Here is an 18,781-nt window from a genome sequence, read left to right as displayed (position 1 = left end):
GACGAGACAGCACACTGACCGTCGTGCGGGGGAGGGCGTCCAGCACCGCCAGGTCATCGTCGTCATCTGCGATCTGTCCCTATTCGCGTGGGACACACTGGTCAAGATTGCGATGGCGACCTCCGGCGGGGTGAACCGCGCGGGCAGGCGCTCGCCCCGCGCCGACACTGCCCAGCGCTCCCGCTGGTGCGTGTATGGGGCGTGGCGGCCGCGTTGGTGCCCCTCACGGTTCCGGCGGCGTTCGTAGGCGAGCGTGGAGTTCCTCGCAGTAGCGTCGCGCAGCCCGCGTGTCCGGGTGTTCCGGCCCCAGCAGGTGCTGCCACGCTGCGGCCGCCCGCGCGAAGCCGTCTGCTGCCGTTTCCAGGTCTCCCCGCCGACGCGCAACGGTCGCCAGCTGAAACCGCACCAGCACGGTGTCCGGGTGCTCGTCGCCCAGCCGGTTCTCGCGGGCGGCCAGGACCGCGCGGAGTTTGTGCCACGCCACGTCGGTGTGGCCGCGAAACAGCGCGACCAGGGCCAGGTTCTGCCGTGCGAAACTCCCCGGTTCGCTGTGCCGCCCGTCCGTACGCACCACGGCGTGGAGCCGCGCCTCGGCGGTGTCGAGGTCTCCGTTGTGCAGCGCGACGAGGGCCAGTTGGTGCCGGGTGTCACATGTGTCCTCGTGGGTGGGGCCGAGGGTGCGTTCGCGGGCGGCCAGCACGTGTCGGTACTGTCGGCCGGCGTCGTGGAGCCGCCCGCGGGACAGGAGCGCGTCCGCCCAGTGGTGGCGCACGGCGAGGGACAGTGGGTGCGCGTCCCCCAGGGCGGTGGTGACGTCCGACACGAGGGCGGAGAGGCCGGCGTCGGCTGTGGCCGGGTCCTGGGACACCAGGAGGCTGCGCAGGTACTGAAGTCGGGACCGCAGGGTGGCGGGGTGGGTGCTTCCCTGGGTCGCCGAGCGGAGTCGATACACGGCGTTGAACGCGCGTGTCTCCACCAGTGGGTCGCGGTCCCGGTGGGCGTGCAGCACACGCTCAGCCTCGTCGGCGATCTCCACGGACTGTGTGCCCAATGCGGAGCGGACGGTCTCGGCGATCAATGGATGCACCCGCACGGACGCGGGGTTCGACTCCGGCTCCAGAGTGACCAGGCCGTGTACGGCCAGCGCGTTGAGTGCCCCGGCCACGGTGAGTTCGTCCAGGGGCGCGGAGCCGTTGTCGACGGGGCCGTTGTGCAGGAGGGTGGCGGAGAGACGGCGTAGGGGGACCTCCGCACCGTCGGCCCCGAATACGGAGAGCAGACGCAGCAGGGGCTCCGCTTGGGGAACCGGCTGGAGCAGTTCCATGGACACGGCCCAGGTGCTGGACAGGGCCTGTCGGGGATCCTCGGTCCCACCCACGGCGGGGGTGTGGATCCGGTCGAGGCGCGTGGCGGTGTCGGAGAGGTGCTCCAGTAGGTGGGTGCAGTCGGGAAAGAGGACGCGGTGCGTGGCCATCGCGCTTCCGGCGAGCCGCAATGCGAGGGGGAGACCGTGGAGCCGTTGCGCGAGGGCCCGGGCGCCGGCCGGTTCGGTTCCCGGAACATGGTCGGTGAGGATGGCTGTGGCGGCCTCGGGGTCGAGTGGGCCGAGCCGGTGCGGGACCGCCGGCGCCCATAGCTGGGGGTCGTCCACGCGGCTGGTAACCAGGACACATCCTCGGGTGCTGCCGCGGAGCCAGCCCACCTGCTGGCCGGGAGGATGGTCAGGGTCGAGCTCGGCCGGTCGGTCCGCATTGTCGAATACCAGCAGCCACGGAACGGGGGCGCGGTGGAGGTGCCGCCACACCCACCGCGCGGCTCGCCGTGGGGTGTCGTGGAGCTGGGCCGCCTCGGCCGCGGGTGCACCGAGCTCGATGGCGGCCTGGACCAGGGCCGTAGCTACGTCGCCGGGCCGGACCCAGAACACCGACCAGCCCTGGTTTGTGGCCCATTGGGCCAGGGCTGCGGCCAGGGTGGACTTTCCGATGCCACCGGGGCCGACGATGATGTGCGGTTGGGGCGTGCCGTGGTCCAGGGCGTTGGTGATCTCGGTGAGTAGCGCGTCCCGGCCCCGCAGTTGGTGTGGGGGACACGGCGGATCCAGCTGCACGTCCGGGCCGGGTGCGGGGGTGCTGTGCGTGGTGGCAGCGTGTAGGTGCAGCCCACCGTGGATCGCGTTGACCTGGACCGCGGTTCCGTGGACGGTGCCCGTCAGGCGGTTACTACGCTGCGGGGCCCCGGGCTCGGGGGAGGACATGGCCTCTATCCTGCCGGGAGCGTGGTGGTGGGTCCAGGTGCTGGGTGCTGCCCAGCGGAGTGGGAAACGGGGAACCGGCGACGGGGAACGAGAACAACGAGAGCACTGCCGTGCAGTGGTCCCCTAAGCTCGGGCGGATGCGGCTCGCTGTGTCGAGAGTCTCCGCCGCGCGGTTCGCGCCGGCGGTGCTCGGGCTGTGCGCGGGCCTGCTCGCCCTGGGGCCGGGGCTGGGTCGGGGCTACATCCTGCGCTACGACATGGCCATCACCCCTAACCCTCCGCTGTCGCCCCGGGTGTTCGGTGCGGGGGACACGCTGCCGCGGGAGGTTCCCAGCGATGCCGTACTGGGGCTGCTGGACCGGATGCTGCCCGGTGGTGCCGACGTCGTCCAGGCTCTGGTGCTACTCGGGGGATTCGTGCTGGCCGCGGCCGGGGTGGGCCGGCTGGTTCCGGGCCCCTGGTTGGTGCCCCGGCTCGTGGCGGTGGCCTACTACGTGTGGAACCCCTTCGTGGCAGAGCGGCTGTTGTTGGGCCAGTGGGCGATGCTCGCCGGGTATGCGGGACTGCCGTGGGTGCTGGCCGCAGCCGCTGTCCTCGTGCCGCCGACAGGGCGGGGTGCCCGGAGTTGGGGGCGCCGCGCGGCCGGGATGGTGGTTGCGCTGATCCCGGCGGCGGTGGGCGGATTCTCGGCCGTCGTGCTGTCCGGACTGGTCGCCGCGGCCGTGGTGGTGACCCGCCCGCTGCGGCGGATGCTCCCGGCACTGGCGGTACTGGCGGGGGCGCTTGCGGCTGTGAGTCTGCCGTGGCTGGTGCCGGCGTTGGGCAGTGTGGCAGCCGCCGGGGTGCGCACCGATCCCACCGCGGTGGCATTGTTCGCCGCGCGCGCCGACACCCCCTTCGGGGTGGTGGCCTCGGTGTTCAGCCTGGGCGGGGTGTGGAACGCACAGGCGGTCCCGGTCGCCTTCGCCGACCCGGGGCTTGCGTTGGGGCGGCTCCTCCTCGCCGCTGCCGCGGTCGCCGGATGGGTGTACCTGCTGCGCGGGGGAGGGGTGCGCAGGATCGGGCCCGGCCTGTCCCTGGCCTCGGGGGTTGGTTTCGTCCTGGCGTTGCTGGGCACCGTCGATGCGGGCCGTGCCGTGCTCCAGGCCCTGATCGGGATCTGGCCGGGTTTCGGGGTGCTGCGCGATGGTCAGCTGTACGTCGCGCCACTGGCTCTGGCGCAGGCGCTCGGGCTGGGCGGGGTGGCACTGTGGCTACGTGGCTGGTCGCAGCATCAGCCGGCGGGACGGCGCGGCGACGACCGGACCGTGGCTGGGCGGGGGCATGGTTTCGACCGCCCCACGCGGAGGGGTGCGCCCGATTCCCGGGTGGGCGCCCTGGCCGGAGTGGGGCTGATCCTGCTGCCCGTGGTGTTCCTACCAGGGCTGGCCTGGGGGGCGTGGGGGCGACTGGAGCCGGTCACCTATCCCGCGGACTGGTACACGGTGCAGCAGCGCGTCGACGCCGATCCACGGCCGGGGGCCCTGGTGTCCCTACCGTGGAGCGCCTACCGTGGCCTGGAGTGGGACAGCGGCTTGGGCCAGACGGTCCGGGTGGTGCTGGACCCGGTGCGTAAGCTCGTCCAGCGTCCGGTGGTCGCGGACGATACGTTGCGCGTCGAGATGGATGGCGAGCCGCATCACGCCCGGGGGGAGGACCCGTGGTCCCGCAGGGTCGCACCGCTCGTGGAGGACGGGTGGCCCATGGAGCGGGGCGGTCCGGCTGCGTCCACCGCCGCCGAACTGGGCGAGCACGGGGTGCGCTACCTGGTGGTGGATCCGCAGGCGGCGCAGGACTATCCCGGCACGGTCGAGCTGCCGGACTCGGCTGCTGAGGAGAACGAGTTCTGGTCGGCGGTTCCGGACACGGAGCTGGTTCATCACGGGGAGGACCTGGTGCTGCTCCGGATCGATGATGACCGTGTGCGCGCGGAACACAATCGGCTATCGGGGTTGGAAGTTACTGGCTGGTTGGTTATGGTTGGGATCACGTTTTGGTCCCTCGCTGTATCAAGTTCTATTCTCGGCTTCCGAATGCTGTCGGGACCAGGTGGGAAGTCGAGGAAGGAGAGTCCCGCGTGCTAAAGATCCTGGCCGCATCCCTCGTCGGGGCGGCGCTGGCGGGCGGACTGAGCCTGGCCGGTACCTCGATGGTCAGTTCGGCATCAGCGACCTCGGAGCCCGTGAACGAGTCGCTGTACAACTACGGCGACCGCTGAGGGCGCCGTCGGCGGGCGGTTCCGGATCGGTCCGGAGCTGCCCGTCCGGCGATGATCCGCTGGGTCTTGGGCCGTGCCAGTGCCCTGGTGAACGGGGACGTCCGTAGCCTTCTGACACAGAGTCCCAGAGGCGGGGGTGTGGACCCATTGACACAACGTTTTGTGACCGAATTGTCATCCTAAGTCGTTTATGTGCGTGTCGACGGGTGGAGCGGAGGAGGGCCCGTGGTCTTCCAGGAGACGTCCCTCGGAGCGGACTCCGAACGGGTCACCAAGGCTGCTGCCGAAGCTGGGCTCGACAGCAGCCGATCGGAGCCGGTCGAGCTCGCCCCCGCGGAGGAACCCCGCCTCGACGGGGTCCGCATCGCGATGATCAACTGGAGGGACCCCTGGCAGTCGGTCGCCGGTGGAGCCGAGGAGTACGCCTGGCGCATCAGCCAGCACCTGACCGGCCGGGGCGCCGATGTCACCTTCCTGACCAGCCGGGAACCGGGACAGGACCGCAGGGAGACCGTGCGCGGTGTCGCCTTTTGCCGGATGGGCGGTCGCTTCACGGTGTACCTGTGGGTGTTCCTGTGGCTCCTGCTTCGGCGACGCCGATTCGATCTCGCCCTGGACTGCATGAACGGTGTCCCGTTCTTCTCCCGCCTGGCGCTGCCCCGGCGCATTCCGGTGGTCAGTGTCGTGCACCACGTCCACGATCTCCAGTTCTGCGCCTACTTCAGTCGTCCCCTCGCCCGGATCGGCCGGTTCGTGGAGGGGCCACTCGCGAGCCGGGTGTACCGCTCCTGCCCCACTGTCACGGTCTCGGAATCGTCGCGCCGGGCGATGCGCGAGAAACTCGGCTGGAAAGCCCCCATATCCGTCATCCACAACGGTTCTCCGGTGGCGGTCCGTGGCGATGGTGACCCCGAGGACCACGGCAGCACGGGGGTTCCCCCCGGTGTGCGGGTTCCCCCGGCCGCCCCTCCCCGGGAGGAGATGGGCACCCCCGCCATCGTGAGCCTGGGCCGCCTCGTGGTACAGAAGCGCGTGGCGCGGCTCGTGGATGTCGTCGCCGAACTGGGCGAAGAGTGGCCCGGGTTGCGTGCCCACATTGTCGGCCGGGGGCCGCAGCAGGAACCGGTCGCCGAGCGGGCCCGCGAGTTGAACGTCACCGACCGGGTTGTCCTGCACGGATTCCTGCCCGACGACCAGCGGGACGCGGTCCTGGCCGGCGCCCGCCTGCACGTGACGGCATCGGAATTCGAAGGATGGGGACTGACCGTGATCGAGGCTGCCGCGCTCGGTGTGCCCACCGTCGCCTACGACGTGGACGGCCTACGCGACTCCGTGCGTGACGGCGTCACCGGCTGGCTGGTCCGGGAGGGGGAGAGTCTCACCGCGGCCGTGGACCGGGCCCTGCACGAACTGGCCGATCCGCACCGCGCCGCCGAGGTCAGCCAGGCATGTCGGGCCTGGGCCGCCTCCTTTACCTGGGAACGCAGCGGTAGGGAAATGACCTGGTTGCTGGCAGGTCTCGTGAAATGAGGCACGCACCCCGCTCCTGGCGCGAAGGTGAGCGGAGTGCGGAGGTCCGTACCCGGGCCGGGCCCACCGCCTCGGTAAACGCGCCGGAAGCCCCGGACGAACGCCTGGTACGCCGCATCAAGCTCTTCGGTGTCTGTCTGCTGCTGTCCGCCGTCGGATTCAGTATCGACCCGGAACGCATCCTCGGTGACACCAAGATCGATCTCGTCATCAATCCACTCGGCTTCCTGGAACGCGCGCTCCATCTGTGGGACGGAGCCTACTTCGGTCAGCTCCAGAACCAGGCCTACGGCTACTTCTTTCCGAACGGGCCGTTCCACGCACTGTTCCTCGCTCTGGACATGCCCGAGTGGATCGTGCAACGCCTGTGGATGACCCTGCTGTTGTGCGCGGCATTTCTCGGCGTGGTCTACGTCGCCCGCGCACTCGGCATCGGCACCCTGCACACCCAGATCGTCGCCGGTGTCGCCTACGCACTCGCCCCACGCGTCCTGACCCTGCTGTCCTACAACTCGGCCGAGTTGCAGCCCACGATGCTGCTGCCCTGGGTGCTGCTGCCACTGATCCACGGGGCCCGGCACGGGGTGAGCCCCCGCCGCGCGGCCATGCTCTCCGCCGTTGCGTTCCTGTTCTGCGGCGGAACCAACGCCGCCTCCGAACTCGCCATTCTCGTCGTTCCGCTGCTCTACCTGATCACTCGCCAGCGTGGCCCCCGCACCCGCCGCCTCCTGGGCTGGTGGCTGCTGGCGATCTTCCTCGTGTCCTTCTGGTGGCTGGCACCGCTGCTCATCATGGGCCGCTACGTCTACTCGTTCATGCCCTACACCGAGGACGCGAGTACCACAACCGGCGTGACCTCGCTCATCAACGCGGTGCGCGGCACCTCCAACTGGATGGGCTATGTCCCCATGGAGGGGCAACCCGCCCTGCCCGCCGGGGCGGAGGTGTCGAGTGTGCCGTGGCTGGTCGCCGTGACCGCGATCGTGGCGGGGCTGGGACTGGCCGGACTGGCCAACCGCCGTATCCCCGAACGCACCTTCCTGATCGTCACGGTCCTGACCGGGGTGGCGATCGTGGTCAGCGGCTATGCCGCCGAGGTGAGCCAGCCGGTGGTCGGGCCGTTCGCGGAGATGATGCGCGCGGCCTACGACGGCATACTCAGCCCGTTCCGCAACATTCACAAGTTCGATGCGGTGATCCGGCTTCCCGTGGTCCTGGGACTGGCCTACCTACCCCTGGCCGTGGCGGCACGGGTGGCGGTGCGGCCGGACACGGCCAGCCGCGTGCTGCGGCTCTCCCCCGACCTGGCCCGCCGGGTCGTCGCGAGTGTCTGCGGGGCCGCGGTGCTGGCCAGCCTCGCCCCCATCGCCACCGTAGGGATCGCCACCCGTGGTGGCTTCGAGGAGATGCCGGACTACTGGCAGGAGGCCACCACCTGGATCGACAATCAGGGCGGCACCGGTATGACCCTGGCCGTGCCCGGCTCGGCGCGGGGGGAGTACCAATGGGGCCGGCCCATGGACGAGCCCATGCAGCCACTCATGGAAACCCGGTGGAGCAACCACCAGATCATCCCCTGGGGCTCGTCCGGGATCTCCCGGATTCAGCACGAGATCGACCAGCGACTCTCCTCCGGCCAGGGCTCGTCCGGGCTGACAGCGTTGCTGTCCCGACTGGGGGTCGAGCATCTGCTGGTCCGCAACGATCTGCAACGCGAGGGCAATAACGGCGCCTGGCCCGGGCGCGTGCACCAAGCGCTGGCGGACTCCCCGGGCGTCACCCACGCACACTCCTTCGGCCCGGAGGTGGGTAACGCTGACCCCAGCCTCGCGGGCCGCTGGTTCGACCAGCCGCTGTCCGCCCTGGACGTCTACACCGTGGACGATCCCGCCCCCGTGGTGGGCACCCTCGCCCAGGACGAGGCACTGCGGGTCACCGGAGCCCCGGAGGCAGCGCTCACCCTGGCTGAACAGGGGCTGGTTACCGATGACCGGCCCGTGCTCCTCGGCGAGGATCCCCACGCCGAAGGCCAGCAGACCGCGCACAGTATCGCCACCGACACCGCACGGCTGCGGGAAGTCGTCTATCCGGAGGTGCGCAACAACGTCTCGGCGACCCTGACCGACCCCTCGGAGCGAGAACGGGACGTGCCCGCCCCCGACGTGATGGACCCGGCATGGGAGCCCTACACCGCTGCCGCAACCTATCGGGGGATCGCGGATGTCCGTGCCTCCACCGCCCAGTCCACGGCACTCGCCGGTGCCGGATCCCGCGACCCCGGCGCCGGCCCCTTCGCGGCCCTGGACGGCGACGACACCACCGCCTGGCGTTCCGGCGGCTACCGGGGCGCGGTCGGCCAGTGGCTCGAGGTCGAACTGGAGGAACCCCGCGACATCTCCGGCCTGAGCGTGGCCTTCGCCCAGCACCCCGGGGACCCGCCGCCGGCCGAGGTGGACGTTATCACCGATGACGGCGAGGTGCGGGTGTCCGTGGAGGACACCACGCAGCTCCAGGAACTGGAGGTGCCACCGGGCGAGACCAGCACGGTGCGGCTGCGCGTCGCCAGCCTCGCCTGGGAACCCGAGTACCGGTTCGGCTCCCAGGTCGGGGTCAGTGAGCTGTACCTTCCGGGAGTGGAATCCGCGCGGGTACTGCCGGTCGACGCCGCCGTCCCCGACGAGAGCGGGACGGAGGACACTGATCCGGACGGCGGCCCGGGGGCCACCACGGCCGCGGACACGGTGGTGCTGTCTGGATCCACCGGGCACGTGCCCGGCTGCATGCAGGGGCCGCACACCTGGGTGTGCGATCCGGACCTGGAGGTCCACGGCGAGGACACCCACCGCCTGGATCGGGACATCACCGGTCTGGAGTCCGGCGACTACCGGATCTCCGGCCAGGTGATCGCCGCGGACGCCCGCTCCCTGGAGAACACCGCGAACCGTGGACAGGAGTATCCCCGGGTCCGTTCCTCCTCCACCGTGGTGGACCATCCCGCGGCGATCGGACATTCCGCACTCGACGGCGACTCCACCACGGTCTGGTATCCGGATCCCCAGGACCCGCAACCGAGCCTGGACCTGGATCTGGGACGTGAGGTGGAGCTGGACCAGCTGCGGGTGGACTTTCCGCGTTCCGACGCGATTACCGCCCCGGTCGGCGTGACCGTGGACACTCCAGCGACCACCCGTTCCGGATGGGTGGACAGCAACGGCAACCTCACCTTCGAACCGGTCACCACCGAGGAACTGACCCTCACTTTCGACGTCCCCGCCGGCCAGCCCCTGGAGATCAGCGGCATCGAACTGCCCGACGTGGACCCGCTCCCTCCCGTCGAGGACCGGGAGTTGGACGAGCTGGGCAGCGCATGCGGTCTGGGCCCGGTGCTGCGCGTGGACGGCGAACGTGTGGAAACCCGGATCGTGGACGGCGACGCCCAGACACAGCTCGACGGCGACCCCCTGACCTACGAGAGCTGCTCCGCCGCGCCGATGGACCCTGACGGAACCGTGGTGACGATCGATGGCGGCGACGCGTTCCGAATCCTCTCCGGGATCGTGCAGCCGGCCGGGGACGGTGCCGGCACAAGCACCCCCAGCCTGCCCGGTACCGGCGCGGACGAGGAGGTGGAGCTGGCCGAGGTCGATGTGGCCGGCTGGGGGGACAGCGAGCGTCGCCTCGAGATCGATGTTGACGAGGACAGCTATCTCGTCGTCAACGAGAACTTCAACGAGGGGTGGGAGGCCACGGTCGGGAACGACGATACCCCCCTCCGGCCGGTGCGGCTGGACGGATGGCGTCAGGCTTGGGAGGTGTCCGAGGGAACCGCCGCGACCGTAACCCTCAGCTACGCCCCCGACCGCGCCTACCACGCCGCACTCGGCGCCGGTGCCCTGTTCGCCCTGACCGTTGTCGCAGGTGCGGCGCTACGCCCCCGCCGTCGGGACGACGGGCCCGCCACCTTGCCGACGGCGGGTGCGGCGTCGCTCAGCTCGCTGCTGCTGGTCCCCCTGGCCCTGGCCTTCGGTGTGTGGATTGCCGGTGTGGCCGGCGCACTCGTCAGTGCGGTGGTCCTGGGCGCCTCGTGGTGGTTGGGCCGTTCCTCCAGAACACGCACCCCGGGATCTGAGCCACCGTCCGCGCTGGCGAGCATCGCCCGGCGCCTGGCCCGTGCCCTTGCCAGCCCCTGGGTGGTGGTCACCTCCCTGACGCTGGCCGGCCTGGCCTTTGCCACCGGCAACCATCTCCAACTGGAAATGCCCTTCGCCCCGGTCAGCGGCGTGCTCGCTGATCCCCTCCAGGGCTGGGTTCCGCAGTTGCTGTGCCTGCCGGCACTCACCCGGCTGATGGTGTCGCTGTGGCGGTTCGACGACCCCCCACCGGCCCCGGCGGATCCCGTACGGCAGAGCGCTACCATCGAAGACTGGAGCCCCGGCCCCATGCTGACGGGGGCAGCACCGGGGACCGACCATGCCACCGGCAACGGAGCCGCGCCGGACGCCTCCCGTTCCGCGGCGATGCCCCAGGCGGATCCTGTCGACGATGCCGCGGGCGGCGAGGACGTGCCTCCGAAACTCGGGTCCGACTGCGAACGTCCCGACGGGAACGCGGATGGGGCCGACGCTGTCGACACGGCAGAAGCGGATGTGGACACGGGGACAGGCAGTCGCGCATGACCGAGACGATCCGACCGAGTGGCGGGCAGCCGCACCGCGGCGCCGATGACGGCGTCCAGCCCGCCGAACCGGTCAGCTCCGCCCCCGCGCCGAAGGCGGAGACCAACGCCGCTGCCTCCGCCCCGAGTGCCGAGGTGGAGACGGCCGGACCGGCCGAGCCCGGACCGGCCACCCACACGGTGCGGCTGGTGCGCCGCCACCTGGGCGTACTTCTGGTGGGCGGTGGCGCGTTCCTGATCACCCTCGGGCTGCTGCTCCACTTCCACGTCTACTCCGCACTTGCGCTCCTGCCCGCCGACACTGAACAGGAACTGCACCTGGACGACGAATCGGCCACCTTCCTGGACACCAGTACCTGGCAGACGCAGCGGGAAACGCCCGTGGAACGGCACCTCACCATCTCCGGGGAACCCAGCCCCGGCAATGCCGGCTGGACCACGTGGACGATGCGTACCACCACCTCCGGTGGGGAACGGCTGATCGGGCACAGCGACCGGCGCGTCATCGTGGACCGCGAGGCCGCCTCTGCCGTGAACTGCTGTAGTGAGCACGTCGACGGGGATCACGAGGTGCGCCAGGCCGGGCTCGTCCTGAACTGGCCCGCGGACGCCCCCGCCGAGGACGTGCCCTACTACGATGCGGATATCCGTGCCGCACCGCAGATGCGCTACTCCGGAACCGAGGAGGTTGGGGGGGTGGAGACCCGTCGCTACGAGCAGACGATCCCGGCCACCCAGGTTCCCGACTCCGCCCGGCAGGTCCCTGCCCGGGTATTGGATTCGGATCGGGACGGCACGGTCGAGGCCACCCGGTGGCTGGAGCTCACCCGGACGGTGTGGGTCGAGCCGGTAACGGGGCACGTGGTGCACATGACCGAGGAGCGTCACGAGACGCTACGTTCGGGAAACGGGGCGCAGGCCACCCTGGTGGATGCCGAGCTCCGGCTCGTGGACGCGCACATCTCCGAGCGAGTGGAGGAGGCACAGGGCCAGGCGCTGCTCCTGCGGGCCACCCGGGAATGGATTCCCGGTGCGTTCGCCGGTCTCGGCCCGCTGCTGTGGGCGGCGGCCACAGTGCTGGTGCGCCGGGGAATCTGACGCGCACACCAGGCTCTGCCCGAACCGGCCCGCCGCCCCGGTGGCTGCCGCGTCCTACTCCGGTGTACCCCCATCGGCCTTTCCGCGCCCCCATCGGCATCCCTAGACCTCCATAGTCTGGGGGCACCCCCCGAGGTGTCAGAATCGCCGGAATCCCACCCCGATGGCGCGCCCTTATCGGCTGATCCGCCGCCAGGAGCCACACCTCGACAGCCGGGCCCACAGACCGTGCCCCACGCACTCGACGGTTCTACCTGCGTCCCGGCAGCTCAGGTGGGATGGGGTTCCAGCGCCGGGAGCACCTCGTCCACAAACAGCTGCAAGCATTCCCACCCGACCTGCGGGTCCACTCCGCCTAGGAGCGGATGCAGCAGGACCGATGATGGTTCGGGTACGTTCCGTACGAGTTCTACGCACTGCTGTGGCGTGACGATGCTGTAAATGCCGCTGTTGCGGGCTTCCTCGACATCCGCGGTGGTGAAGTAGGGGCTGGCCTGGGGGGTTGCCGATTTCCAGGTGCCATAGGCGTTCATGTCGTGCAGGATGTGCGGTGCTAGCTCCCGCCACGCCCGGTCCGGATCGCGGACCACGAGTACGTTGAGTCCGCCCCGGGGAAAGGGGTAGGAGCGGGGCTGGCGTCCCAGACGGGCACACTCGTTTTCGTAGAGCTCGATGAGAGCGGGATCAGGCACGATGGGCATGAAGGCGTCCGCGTGCTCGGCCGCACGTCGCGCCGCAGCCCGTGTCGCGCCACCGAACCGGATACGGGGGCGCGGTTGCTGGTATGGCCGGGGCGAGATCTGTCCGCGGCGGCCGCGGTACTCGACGTGCCGACCTTCGAGCAGGCTGGTGACGGCCCGGGCTTTCTCAACGAGGAGCCCCCCGCGGTCTGCGTGATCCTCGCCGTACATGGCGAACTCCTCGGGTACGTATCCCGCGGCAAGCAGGAGCTCGGTCCGCCCACCCGAGATGTGGTCCACTTCGGCGAGATCCTCGGCGATGGTGAAGGGGTCGCGTAGCGGCGTCTGGATCACGAGTATCTGTGTGGATTTGGTGCGGGCCGCGGCGGCCCCGGCCATGACCGAGGGGGACGGAAGGTAGCCGTCCACCGTACCGTGATGTTCCGGAAAAAGGATGCTGCTGCATCCGCGCTCGTCAGCCCAGGCGCACTGGTCCAGGGCCGCGGAGACGAGGTCACGACGTGCGGTCGCGAAGGCAGGGGCGCGGAAGTCATAGCGTACGGTCCACAGGGCCATGATGGAGCTCCGTTCACCGGCGGGATGGGTGTGCTGGGGAGGGTGGAGGTTCAGGAGGCGTGCTGGTGGGATTCGTCGGGCAGCTCTTGGGCGGGTACATCGCCCATGTGAGCCATGGTCACTCCGGAGAGTTCGACCAGCACGGTGCCGTCCTCGGCGCGGGCCTGGAAGAGGTGGGTCTCCCCGCCGACGAGCAGGACACCATCTGGGTTGCGGGTGTGCAGGTCCTGGTCGTTTCCCCGGGTGTACAACGCGATGCTGTCGACGGAGGTTGGGACGAACACCGATTGGTGATCCTGCGTGGGGACCAGTGCGGCTGTGCGCGCAGCAGCACAGATCATTAGGAAGGGGGTGCGGGCCTGGGCGAACGCTTCGGGAAGTGTATCCGGGAGTGACCAGACCGCTTCCGTGCGTTCCGCGTGCACGCGTGCTCGGTGCGTGTTTCGGAACGGTCCCCGCAGCAGGACCGGGGAGTCGGGATGGTAGTAGGGGTCGGATACATACCGATCCGTGTCCGGTGTGGGCAAGGCGGTGGAGGGGGTGCCGAGCGGCTCCAGAAGAACGTCGACGGTGCAGTAGCGCCGACCGCTGTGCACGGGGCGACCGTCGGGAGCGTGTATGTCCGATTCGAGGGTGACGTGCACGTGCGTGGGCTCCCCGGCACTGCGGGGACACAGTTCCGCAGAGATGGTCAGATCGAGGGGGCTGGCGCCGGAGAACGGTCGTAGGAACCGATGAAATGTGGCGTTGCGGAATCCCCAGACGGCTGACTGGGGAACAAATGCCACCGCGGCTTGGGCCGCGATCTCCAGCATGAGCGTTCCCGGGACGGTGGGCTTGCCGTCGACGGTGTGCTGATACAGGTAAGCGTCCCGCTGCCGGTCGAAGCGGTAGTGCCATCGGCACCTGTTCCCGTCCTGTTGGACGATGGCACCGAGGTGCGGTGTATGCGGCTGGCCTCGCGTTTCCTCACCGTCGGTGACGAGGAATCCGGGCCAGCGGCGCGTCAGCTCCTCTGCGTTCCGCTGCCCCAGATAGACGGGGCTCGCTCCCGCACGGCCGAGTTCCTCGCGGAGGATCTGGGTTCCCTCGCGCGTGGTGATACTCGACAGCGTGGCTTCGCGCTGTAGATAGGTGCTGCTCAGCCCGTCGGAGCCGAGGCCCGTCTCGCTCCAGAGCGGGAAGGCGACCGTCACTTCTCGGGTGGAGGTCGCGCGGGTGGCCGCGGCGGCCAGGAACGCGTTCGCGCTGGCGTAGTCGGCATCGCCCGCGGAGCCGATGGTTCCGGCTAGGGATCCGATGTTGCACCATAGCCGCGGGGGGTGCGCGCTTAACGCTGCCTTCAGGTGACGGTACCCGAGCAGTTTCGTGTCCCGGATCGCGCGGAACCGTTCCGGTTGCAGATGGTCGGTTCGTGTGGGGCGGGATATTCCGGCGCCGTGGATCACGACATCAATATGTCCGTGTCGGTCTAGGATCGTCTCCACGGATTGGGATACCGATTCCTGATCCCGAACATCGCATACCAGATAGTGCACCCGCTGGTTACCGAAACATGCGCGCAGACGCGCGCATGCCTCCCGTGTCGTGCGGGCACGGAGTTCCCGGTCCACCCGTGCGATCAGGGTGCGCACCTCCTGGTGGGGCTCTTCTTCCCGCAGCCGACGGAGCCGCTGGGCGCGGGCCTGGGCCAGGTCCGGTTCCGCCGCATCCCTGATTTCCGGGGAGATCTCGTCGGGCGAGGTCCGCGCCAGCAACCACACGGTTGGGTGGGCGTGCTCGGCGAGGTCCTCCAGGATGGCGGAGGGCAGGCCGCCCGTCCCGCCGGTGACCAGAACTACGTCCATGTCGTCGATCGGAACGGTGGCGGTGCCGGCCGGAAGTGGATCGGGGACGACCTCCTCTTGGTAGCGAGTTCCATCCAGGTGCCAGACGGTCGGTGGTCCGGTGCAGGTCTGGCCGCGCTCTTGGGCCAGCTGGTCGCCGGCGGTGGCGGGGTCGGCGTTGGTGAGCACCACACGGGCCGCCATTTCGGGGCGTTCCCGCAGTAGGCTCTTGGCAGTGGCCGCGAACATGGCTGCGTGCGGTTCTATGCTGAGGTCGGGTGGATGACCAGTGAGGAGGACGTCCAGCCTGCTCGCTTCGGTCCAGCGGTCCCACATCCGTGCGATCCCGGCCATCATCAGTTCGTGCAGGGTTAACAGTGCCGGGTTGACGCTCGCGTCTTCGGCGCCGTCCGGGGGCGACACTGTCCCGATCACCGTGATGTGTGGGCTGGCCCGGTCGGCCAGGTCGGGAAGCCGCTCTTGCGGGGATTCTGGGGAATCCGCGGTGAGCACAACCGCATCAGCCGTGTCGGTGTGCGCACGGAACCGATCGGCGTTCCACTGGGTATCGACCAGGACCAACCCTCCGGGAGGTAGGGCGGGGCTACTAGGGAGCGCCGCCGGGGTGGGGGCGGGGCGCAGTCGGGTGACGTATCGCTGGGTGGCCCGCTCCGGGGCGGTGTCCGCAGAGGCCGCACTGGGCTTTGCTGCATCGGCTGAGGTGTCTGAGCTCGCCGGGAGCGGGGAGACGCGGAGGGCCAATCCACGGCGGGGCAGTGGCAGGCGGTGTTCGGCGTGATCACCTTCCACCGCCCGCAGTAGCGAAACGGCGGCAGCCGCTCCCAGATAGTCGTACGCTGGCTCGGGCGGTTGTGGCGTCACCGTCTCGCTGTTCGCGCAGATATCCAGATGTGCTTGGATCGGCCAGCCTCGGGCGCGGGCCGTGTCGCGATGCGCTACGGCGAGCAGGAAGGCCCCCTCAGCGGTGTTCGCTCCACTGGTCCCGGGGACGAGGTTGCGATCGCTGTTGCCGTTGAGGGCCAGCACCAGTGCCAGGTCCAGCTCGCCCGTTCGGAGGTACCGTCGCGCCGTGTCCACCGCAGTCAGGGTGGAGGTGCGTCCGGTGTCCAGCGTCATGCTGGTACCGCGCAGGTTGTAACGCGCGGTGATTCGGGAGGGGATCACGTTGGTCATGACTCCTGCCTGCGTGTCCTCGGTGCAGGCGGGGGCGTGCGCGCGGATGTTGTCGATTCGCTGCCGCAGCGCAGTGGAGTCGGGGCTGGTGAGGGAGTCGGATCCGGCGACGACTTCGGTGACCTCGTTGGCATAGGTCCGCAGGGTGGCGCTGTGGAGATTTCGGGGCATGCCCGTGTGCGCGGCGAACACTCCGGTGGTGTCCCGAACCTCGGCCCAGATCTCGCCATGGTCGGTCACGAAACGGTTTGCCACGTCCAGTGCCATCAGGTGGCTTGGGTCGATCACGGCCATGGTGCGTGGGGTCATGCGTGCGGTCGTCGGTTCGGGGGCCGGGTAGGGCGATGGGAAAGCACGTTGCGGCGGTGCGGCCCTGCCCCGCAGCCAGGAGCGCACCTGCGTGTGGTCAGGGGTGCCGGGAAGGTGGGCACTCCAGGCCACGAGTACAAGCTGGTCCGGTGAGTGCTCCGGGCCAGAGCGGGCTGCGGCCGTGGGGGTGCGGTCGGATACGAGGAGGTGTCCGTTGGTTCCCCCGAATCCGAAGGAGGATACCCCGATGGTGCGTGCTCGGTCGGGGCCCGCTGGCAGGGGCACAGTCCGAGTCGGGACGCGGACCCGGGAGTGCTGCGATGCCGGTGGTGGACGGTCAAAATTCGGTTGTGGCGGGATGCACTGGTGCCGGAGACCTAGCAACGCCTGGATGACCGAGACGGCACCGGAGGCCCATCCCGTATGTCCGATGTTCGCCTTGTTCGAGCTACAGGGGTAGCCGGCGTCGGGCGCGAACTCCTCCAGGCAGGAGAGCTCGGCATGGTCTCCGGCAGTGGTGCCCGTGGCGTGCGCGACGATCCAGTCCACGTCCTTGGGGTGTAGCGCGTTCACTTTCCGGCTACGTTGCAGGGCGAGTCGCTGCCCCTCAGGGTTCGGAGCGGCGATCGACTTGCCTCGACCGTCGGCTGCCGCTCCGAAACCGCTGATAACCCCGAGGACTGTGTCCCCGTCCCGACGTGCCCGGGAGAGGCGCTTGAGAATCACGGTGCTGGCACCGTCGCTAAAGAGTGTGCCGTCGGCCGCGGCGTCGAAGCAGCGGACTTCGCCGGAGGGGGACAATCCACTCAACTTCGCGAACATGACCCCGGCCGTGGGGGTGAGTGCTTCCACACCCGAGCAGTAGGCCACATCGCACTCACCCGCGAGCAGGGCTTTGAGCCCCATGTCGATGGTGTAGAGGGAGGAGGAACAGGCCGTGTCGACGACCGTGACTTCGGTGCGTTCCCCACGCAGCCCGGTGGTAGCTCGGTAGGCCATGACATCGGGGAGTGGGGGTGCAGCCGTATCGTCGGCCCGCTTGTAGTGCCGCAGGAGCGCCGTGCGGATGCTCTGCTGGCTGTAAGAGTCGAGGTCCGAGCCCGGTTCACCGAGAGTTTCGACCACGACTCGTTCCGCGAGGGCATGGCTGCCGCCTGGCCAGGCACCGATGTAGAAGCCACACCGGTCGTTGGGGGCCACGCTGACGGAATCGTCTGCCTGAAGCAGGCTGTGTCGAAGCCACCGGGTGGCCTCATCCTCGACGCGGCCGTGCGATTCCTCCTCGGAGCACAGGCGTGGGTGGGGCTGGAAATCGTGAATGTAGCCAGCGACCCGAGAGTAGGTACGGTCGGCGGCAGTCGGGTCGCCGGACCAGAATTGGTCCACGTCGAACCGGAATTCCGGCTCGCGGAACATGATGCGTCTATCGTTCAGCAACTGCCAGAATTCGTCCGGGCTGTTGGCACCTGGCACGGTGAGCCCGGTGCCAACGATCGCGATGAGTGCGTCGCCGCCGTCGCTATCGGTGTCCTCGCCGCCCTCGGCGACGGGGAGTGGTTGCGCATCCGGGGCGTGATCGCTCCGTTCGCCGGAGGATCGGGGTGGCGAGAGGCTCGCGGAACCGAGGGACAGGCCTCCGTCGGCGAGGATGGTCTGTCCCGTGACAAAGGAGGAGTGCCCGGACGCGAGGAACGCCACGATTTCGGCGAGTTCCTGTTCCGTTGCGAGGCGTCCGAGCGGTGTTGCCCGTTCGACGACCTGTCGGAGGTCCTGAGCCTCGGGAAACAGCTGGTGAGTCTCGCTGTCCACTATGCCACTGGAGGCCGTGTTGACCCGAATTCCCTGGTCGGCAAACTCCACAGCAAGGTACCGTGTCAGCGCTTCGACCGCCGCCTTGGTGACCCCTACCACCGCGTAGTTGCCTATCACATGTCCGGCGCCGATGGAGGACACGTTTACGATGGACCCACCTCCTCGTGGGGCCATGAGGTCGCGTGCCGCCAGGGCGCAGCGTCGGGCACCGTCCAGGTTCACATCGGTAGCTCGGGACCAGTCGCGATCGCGCAGTGTGTCGAATGCGGCGAGTGTGCCGCGCGCCGCGTTGTTCACCAGGATGTCCAGCCCACCGTGTACCCGCTGGATGGCCGCGAACATACTGTCCACCTGGTCCTGGTGGCCGACTGAAGCACGGAAGATTTCCGCCGAGCCCGAGGCGTTGATGATCGCATCGCGCGTCTCGCGGGCGGCGTCGCCGGAATGGAAGTAGTTGACGATGACGTGGGCTCCTCGTGCTGCCAGCAGTACGCTGATCGCGCGTCCGACTCCCCGTCCACCACCAGTAACCAGGGCCGTGTATCCGTCCAGGCTGTGCGACATAGTTCC

General features: G+C 69.4%; 8 protein-coding genes. 5 read left to right on the top strand and 3 right to left on the bottom strand.

Annotated elements, in window-relative coordinates:
* Window positions 1-223: 223 nt before the first annotated feature.
* Window positions 224-2,254: a tetratricopeptide repeat protein gene (locus RIF23_RS18095; RefSeq protein WP_310913781.1), complete on the bottom strand. Its 2,031-nt coding sequence runs from the start codon at window positions 2,252-2,254 to the stop codon at window positions 224-226.
* Between the two features lie 149 nt (window positions 2,255-2,403).
* Between RIF23_RS18095 and RIF23_RS18090 the strand changes: the two genes are divergently transcribed.
* From RIF23_RS18090 to RIF23_RS18070, 5 genes are all read left to right on the top strand, one after another.
* A complete protein-coding gene (locus RIF23_RS18090; RefSeq protein ID WP_310913780.1) occupies window positions 2,404-4,377 on the top strand; it encodes a hypothetical protein in 1,974 nt (657 codons plus the stop codon).
* A complete protein-coding gene (locus tag RIF23_RS18085; protein ID WP_310913779.1) occupies window positions 4,371-4,511 on the top strand; it encodes a hypothetical protein in 141 nt (46 codons plus the stop codon). Before RIF23_RS18090 ends, RIF23_RS18085 begins: the two co-directional genes overlap by 7 nt.
* A 225-nt stretch (window positions 4,512-4,736) precedes the next feature.
* Entirely contained in the window at window positions 4,737-6,041 is a 1,305-nt protein-coding gene (locus RIF23_RS18080; protein ID WP_310913778.1) for a glycosyltransferase family 4 protein, read from the top strand.
* Entirely contained in the window at window positions 6,038-10,717 is a 4,680-nt protein-coding gene (locus tag RIF23_RS18075) for an alpha-(1->3)-arabinofuranosyltransferase (RefSeq protein WP_310913777.1), read from the top strand. The genes RIF23_RS18080 and RIF23_RS18075 overlap by 4 nt, the downstream gene beginning before the upstream one ends.
* Window positions 10,714-11,814, top strand: coding sequence for a DUF3068 domain-containing protein (locus RIF23_RS18070; protein WP_310913776.1), 1,101 nt, complete (start codon window positions 10,714-10,716; stop codon window positions 11,812-11,814). Before RIF23_RS18075 ends, RIF23_RS18070 begins: the two co-directional genes overlap by 4 nt.
* 269 nt (window positions 11,815-12,083) lie before the next feature.
* Here the strand turns inward: RIF23_RS18070 and RIF23_RS18065 are convergent, their stop codons facing one another.
* Window positions 12,084-13,070: an LLM class flavin-dependent oxidoreductase gene (locus tag RIF23_RS18065; RefSeq protein ID WP_310913775.1), complete on the bottom strand. Its 987-nt coding sequence runs from the start codon at window positions 13,068-13,070 to the stop codon at window positions 12,084-12,086.
* A gap of 50 nt (window positions 13,071-13,120) precedes the next feature.
* Entirely contained in the window at window positions 13,121-18,775 is a 5,655-nt protein-coding gene (locus tag RIF23_RS18060) for an SDR family oxidoreductase (RefSeq protein ID WP_310913774.1), read from the bottom strand.
* Window positions 18,776-18,781 lie beyond the last annotated feature (6 nt).

Source organism: Lipingzhangella rawalii (genome assembly GCF_031628175.1).
GTDB classification, from domain to species: domain Bacteria; phylum Actinomycetota; class Actinomycetes; order Streptosporangiales; family Streptosporangiaceae; genus Lipingzhangella_A; species Lipingzhangella_A rawalii.
Note: the sequence above shows the minus strand (reverse complement) of the source record. Positions and strands in the feature narration are given on the sequence as shown.

Bases quoted from the DNA above. Each gene is read 5' to 3' on its own strand.
- RIF23_RS18095 (WP_310913781.1), bottom strand. From the start codon at position 2,254: ATGTCCTCCCCCGAGCCCGGGGCCCCGCAGCGTAGTAACCGCCTGACG.
- RIF23_RS18075 (WP_310913777.1), top strand. From the start codon at position 6,038: ATGAGGCACGCACCCCGCTCCTGGCGCGAAGGTGAGCGGAGTGCGGAG.
- RIF23_RS18070 (WP_310913776.1), top strand. From the start codon at position 10,714: ATGACCGAGACGATCCGACCGAGTGGCGGGCAGCCGCACCGCGGCGCC.
- RIF23_RS18065 (WP_310913775.1), bottom strand. From the start codon at position 13,070: ATGGCCCTGTGGACCGTACGCTATGACTTCCGCGCCCCTGCCTTCGCG.
- RIF23_RS18060 (WP_310913774.1), bottom strand. From the start codon at position 18,775: ATGTCGCACAGCCTGGACGGATACACGGCCCTGGTTACTGGTGGTGGA.